Annotated in this window: 4 protein-coding genes; 2 read left to right on the forward strand and 2 right to left on the reverse strand. The window is 34.2% G+C overall.

Annotation, left to right across the window (positions count from 1 at the left end; genetic code table 11):
- Positions 1-247: 247 nt before the first annotated feature.
- Together JK139_RS15220 and JK139_RS15225 are read left to right on the forward strand one after the other, a co-directional pair.
- On the forward strand, positions 248-1123 hold the full coding sequence (locus tag JK139_RS15220; protein WP_074420522.1) for a hypothetical protein: 876 nt from the start codon (positions 248-250) through the stop codon (positions 1121-1123).
- A 31-nt stretch (positions 1124-1154) separates the two neighbouring features.
- Complete coding sequence (locus JK139_RS15225) at positions 1155-1970, forward strand: hypothetical protein (RefSeq protein WP_074420521.1); 816 nt, start codon at positions 1155-1157, stop codon at positions 1968-1970.
- 135 nt (positions 1971-2105) lie between these two features.
- Here JK139_RS15225 and JK139_RS15230 read toward each other — a convergent pair whose 3' ends face one another.
- Together JK139_RS15230 and JK139_RS15235 are read right to left on the reverse strand one after the other, a co-directional pair.
- Complete coding sequence (locus tag JK139_RS15230; protein ID WP_074420520.1) at positions 2106-4520, reverse strand: zinc-dependent metalloprotease; 2415 nt, start codon at positions 4518-4520, stop codon at positions 2106-2108.
- A gap of 231 nt (positions 4521-4751) precedes the next feature.
- Positions 4752-5096: a hypothetical protein gene (locus JK139_RS15235; protein WP_074420519.1), complete on the reverse strand. Its 345-nt coding sequence runs from the start codon at positions 5094-5096 to the stop codon at positions 4752-4754.
- Between the last annotated feature and the right edge of the window lie 213 nt (positions 5097-5309).

Below are 5309 nucleotides of genomic sequence, written 5' to 3' on the forward strand. Positions count from 1 at the left end.
ATTCTTACTTAAAATATTACTATTCGTTTTAGCTTTTCAAGTAAAAGCAATCGTTTAAAATAGGAAACTTGAATTATTTAAAAAAATAAATGGAAAATTAACTGATGTTAATTTATTAGATCTGGTTATATTTTCATTTAACAGCTATGAAAAAGTACATAATATATCCAGTATAATTAAAAAATATGGTATACCCATTTGGGATATTTCAATTGTCATAAAAAATCAAAACGGATTTAATACATTAGTGACTCCAGTTATAAATGAGGAAAATAATACTAATGCATTGATATTTTTTTACAAATACAGTAATAATAAGATTTTATTCAAAATCGTAAGTAAAAATAATACACAGCCTTATGTTCAGAAATATGGAAACAAGGGAGCTACTATTTTTTCTGCATCTACACTTTTGGGCTTATTTAGTGCATCCAATAAAAATATACAATTGTTAAGTGATCTTGAAAAATCAATGCAGCTTTCAACAAATAATATTGCCAATAACGGATTAATAATATCATATATTTGCTGGGATTATACATGGGCATATTCTAATTCAGATGGTAGCGTAGTAGTTGGGGTTATGCCCCAATGCAGTTACCAGTTTACCATAAATTTGGGTGATATTATAAATATGGATGGCAGTTCAGGTTATCTTGATGATATTAATTGTGCAGAAAATTGCGCTATGATTTTTACTGATTTGGTTTCAAACTCTACGACAGCTTCCTATACAGTTTCTACACAGGTTGGAGATGTTGATGACTTTCGGAAATCTAAAATTATGCAATGGGTGATACTTACAAATCCCACTTTTCAACTAATTTCTTCAGAATCAGGTATTGTGAAATTAGTAGATAAGCAAAGTAATGTTTGGAATTGGGAGTCGTTAACACATCAAAATATTACAATGGTCGGCAATCCAATTGGTGGAGCGGTATCATTTAATCAGGGAGTTGGCACCCCCTCGTTTGTAGCAGGTACCCCTAATGTTTTATATGCGGGTATGTCACTTGATTTTAATGTTACTTATCATCCAATTTGTAATTGTACTCTTCCTAATTTACTGGATCAAAGTGTTAATTATAATTCCACAATCATTGGTTGGCCTGCAAAACCATAAATAAATTTTTGAGTTGTTTTATTTTTAAAAGATGAATAAATTATATACATTAATTATAATGTTACTTAGTTTAAATACAAAAATTGATTGCTTTCATTCTTCGGTAAATAGGAAGATTACAGGTTTTCAAATAATAGATTATTATGATATATATGTAACCAATAAAGATAGTCTCAATTCAATTAAATATATAAACTTTAATGATACTATTTCAGTTTTTAAATTAGAAAATTATACTTTGTATAAACTTAAACCAGTATATAATTTCCAAAATAATGCAAAAATATTTAATTCTGAACGTTATTTTTTATTCAGGAATTTTGATTCTTTGGGGTATTATTTTTCTTCTATTTATGATACTTCTCATGGAGTTTATTATCCGGTTGACTCGTTTTTAAGAGTAAATGCACATTACGGACAGATAAATAATTTTAAAGATTCACTGGCAAAGGATAGTTCATACTTATATGCTACGATACACTATGGAAATAACATTTTGCTGGAAAAATATGTGCATTTTGATAATTACAAAGGGGAAAATTCTTTTGATTCATTTTATTTATATTATGATTCATTTATGAGAAATATTCCATATAGTTTTTCTAACTATATGGATAACCTAATGAAAATGAAGCTTTTCAAAATAGAAATTATCTTCAATAAAATGGTAGATATTGAAACCGGGTTTACTATACCTAAAAGGAGAATTTTTATTGAACTTCGTAAAATGGACCCTATGCCAGATGAAAATATTTATAATACTTTTATAAGATTTTTAAAACAAGCAAACATTTCTCTTTTTGTAAGCTCATTTTTGCAGGTACAATCATTTTTTAAATTCAATTGATAAAAAAGCTTTGTTTGCATAATTGTGTTTTACTTTATCATATGTTTTGTATTGATTACTTATTAAATGGTATTGATTACTTATTAAATATCTATGATTACAAAGTATAGCATTTTTTCACTTTTTTTAATAATCTTACTCCCAACTACACCCAATAGGGGCGCCTGGTGGCGGTTCAACCGGTTGTGGCAGTTGCATTTTTTCAGGATGTTCTACTCGTTCAACTGCATAGCTGTAGTGTGCTGCTAAGCTTGGCCTCGCTGCAATTTGCCTGGCAGCCCATTTTTTTAAATCGGTTAACCTGCTGTAACAAATGGCTTTTACCGCATAATTGGCTTTTTTATCCTGATACAAATTCAGTAGCCAGCTAATTACCTGTTGTTGTGTTTGCAGTTGTATCTGTAGAGCCAAATCTTTTGATAAGGGTTCCTTCCAAGTTTGTTGTATAATGGCATCCAATACATCATCCCAACCCAGCGTATGCGCAATAGCTTTGTTTTCTACCAATCTATTGGCACGTTCGGGGTTGAATAAAAAACCCATCTCAAAATTTACCAGGGCTTCTGCAGCCGATAATGCATCAAACGCCGGCGCAGTTCTTTTCTCAAATAACTCACCCACATTGTAATACATGGGCGGACGCGGTGGTATTAATTGAATAATTTGATTAGATAGCGTTAATACATTGGGCGATAAGCATTGCAATGCACCATTCAATGCTTTTTGTTGCACTTCCATTGGTAATATATCCGGTTTTTGTTGTAACGCATCACCTCTAACTGAATAACTGTAATTCATTCCGCCAATTAATTTACAAACGGCTTCTAATTGGTAACGATGAAAATTGTATAAGGGTACCAATGCGTCTTCTAATTTAGCCAAAGGTGTTCCAACGGTTATGGCTTGCTGTGAAAAGTTATCAAGTGCTTTTGCTCTAACTTTCAACAATGTATTCAATTCATCAACCGCATCTTTTCCATTATCCCATAAATGTGCATAAGGGTGCATTCCTCCGGTAGCACGGGCATCCATATCGGCAATAAATAAAATACCATCTTTTGTATTCTTCTTTAAAATACTATCTAATGCCCGAGGTTCGTTTGTTCCGGGTTTAAATTGGGCATATCCATAAGTAATGGCCCTTTTATCCCATTCACCAATGCCATTGGTATAAGCGGTTGAAAAATCAATTTCATTGTTATTGTTTACAAAAACATCGGGATGCGGATAATCCATTACAGAAGCGCGGTTGTTGTAGCTGGAAGCGTAATTGTGTTGTAAGCCCAAAGTATGGCCAACTTCATGTGCGGCCAATTGCCGTAAACGCTGCAGGGCTGTGGCTTGCATAACAGAGGAAACGGGTTGTGTGGTTGAAAAAGGTGAAAGCAATGCAGTATAAATTAAATAATCCTGCCGAACACGCAAAGAACCTAAGGTTACCTGTCCTTTTATAATTTCTCCGGTTCTGGGGTCGGTAATAGAAGCGCCATAGCTCCAGCCTCGAGTAGAGCGGTGTACCCAATTAATAACATTGTAACGAATATCCATCGGATCAGCCGAATCGGGTAATACTTTTACTTGGAATGCGTTTTTAAAACCAGCGGCTTCAAAGGCTTCATTCCACCAAGAAGCGCCTTCTATTAATGCGGAACGAATGGGTTCCGGTGTTCCATTATCTACATAATAAATAATGGGGTTTACCGGTTCGCTGATTGCCTGATTGGGATATTTTTTGATGAGCCGGTGCCTGTTAATAAACATTTGTTGAATTTGTTCAGAAAAGGGACTACTAAAATCGTAATAACTCATTCCAAAATAGCCGCTGCGAATATCGTAGCGCCTTGGTGTATAACCATGATCGGGTAATTGTACAAATGAATGGTGCATTCTAACGGTAATAGCCTCTTTCGATGGGGTAACTGAGGTAATCATTTTTCCTGCATCATCACCACCGGTAAATGTAATGGTAGCTTCTAATTCAGTATTCAGCGGAAAATTTTTTGTGTTGGGTAAGTAAATGGCCGATCGGCTTTCATTAAACTGATAAGTGCCCTGCTTCATTTCTTTTATTTTAGCAGCAACACCTTGTGCATCGCGTAATAAGAATGGGGTTACATCAATTAAATATTGATTGCCATCCTGTGCTGCAATATCAAAACTGCCTAAGACAGATTGTGCAAACGATTCTGCAACAGCTCGTTGCTCATTTTTATCATTAGTTGTTGCCCTATAAGCCTCATTGGGTTGTATGAGTAATAATTTTTTTCCTGCTTTGGTGAAAGATACAATTCTTGAATTGCCAATCAGCCCTCGGTCAAAGCCCAAATCATTGGAACCAATGCCTGCAGGCAAACTGTTTACATATAAAAATTGTGTGTCAGATTTATCAACCAGCATCCATATTTTTCCGGTTGCATCATCCCACCAAAAAGGGAAGAACCCATTATAGGCTTTCATGTGCGCTGTTTTGGCCGCGATGGTACCATTGTTTTGTGCAGAGGCCTGTTGTATACAACAGCATAGCAGAAATATGCTAATTATTTTATTCATGGCAGTTGTTTTGTGAATTAAAGATATTGAATAAGCTCAATGAAAAGTAAATCGATTGATGGATGGCGATTTCATTGGTGTGAAAATAATTCTTTGGTTAATGCATATTAGTTTTTTAAATTATAATCTGTAAAACCTCAGCGGTATTCATTTTCAGGTTTAGGTTACAATAAAAAAGCCGTCTCCCATTTAAGGAGAAGGCTTACTGATTTTTAGTTGCAATGTTTAGAATTAAGCGCCGGCAGTGGGCGTGTTATTTTCGCTCGCTTCTGTATGGCTTACTTCTACCATTGGCATTGCCATTTCCTGAACTACTGTAGGTGCTGCAACAGGAGCAGTAGCTTTTTTTACTGACTTTTTAGGTGTGGCTTTTTTAGCAACTGCTTTTTTAGGAGCGGCTTTCTTCACCGCTTTTTTGGGAGTAGCTTTCTTAACAACCTTTTTAAGAGCAGCTTTTTTTACTGACTTTTTAGCAACTACTTTTTTAGGAGCAGCTTTTTTTAGTACCTTTTTGGGGGTTGCCTTTTTAGCAACTGCTTTTTTGGGCGCTATCTTTTTTTTGCTTGCTTTTGCCATAATAGGTGTGTTTGTGTAATGGTGAAATAATTTGATACGAAAGTTAAATAATATCTTTTATAAAATTGCATTCTTTCTATAAAAAGAGATAAATATTTTTATTATTGTCCGGCAAAATTTAACTTAAAAATCGCTGTAATCCTTTGCTGTAAAGAATTACAGGCTAAAAAATGGTTGTTTCAAAATTGGAGGGAGTACCCCATCTTTTGAAAT

The organism is Hydrotalea lipotrueae (assembly GCF_019249625.1).
Taxonomy (GTDB): Bacteria; Bacteroidota; Bacteroidia; order Chitinophagales; family Chitinophagaceae; genus Hydrotalea; species Hydrotalea flava.